This window comes from Nisaea sp., assembly GCF_017640745.1.
Classification (GTDB): domain Bacteria; phylum Pseudomonadota; class Alphaproteobacteria; order Thalassobaculales; family Thalassobaculaceae; genus Nisaea.
The window spans coordinates 1-678 of sequence record NZ_JAEPQA010000069.1; the positions used below are offsets into that span (position 1 = coordinate 1).

Genomic DNA, 678 nt, shown 5'->3' on the forward strand with positions numbered 1-678 from the left:
TTGAAATCCGGGTTCAGCGTGTAGCCTGCCTCGACGACCGCCTCCAGGTGCGCGCGCCCGAGAGGATGGAAGTCACGCTGTTCGGAGACGGTCTGGGGTCCGCCTGTGCCGTGGTAACGGTCCGCACCGCGCACCTGGTCCTCGGACTTGCGAAAATACGGAAGGACATCTTCGTAGCTCCAGCCCTCGTTGCCGAGCTGGCGCCAGTGATCGTAGTCCGCAGCATTGCCACGGATATAGACCATGCCATTGATGGAACTGGACCCGCCCAGCACCTTGCCGCGGGGCTGGACGATCCGGCGGTTTCCGCAGGTCGGGTCGGGCTCGGTCGAGTAGCACCAGTTGACCTTGGGGTCGTCGAAGACCTTGCCGTATCCGAGCGGGATATGAAGCCAGGGGTTGGTGTCACGGCCACCGGCCTCCAGCAGCAGGACGCTGTGCCTGCCGTTCTCCGTCAGCCGGTTAGCAAGCACGCAACCGGCCGTGCCGGCACCAACGACGACATAGTCGAACGCGGCGCCCTCGCTCTGTACTGACACCAAGCCGATCCCCCCGACGGTCCCTCCGATGGCTGCCAGTTAAGCATATGCGGTCGGACGGGTCTTGGCGGTTCACGATGCGGCTCGCCTTGCGAACGCGAAGTCTTTAGAACGCTTGCGTCAATCTGAACATCCGGAC

The 678-nt window shown here is 63.6% G+C and carries 1 protein-coding gene; it reads right to left on the reverse strand.

What is annotated here, in order from left to right:
- A partial coding sequence (locus JJ959_RS21260) for a GMC family oxidoreductase N-terminal domain-containing protein (RefSeq protein ID WP_292888478.1) occupies nt 1–539 on the reverse strand: 539 nt, incomplete at its 3' end.
- Nucleotides 540–678 lie beyond the last annotated feature (139 nt).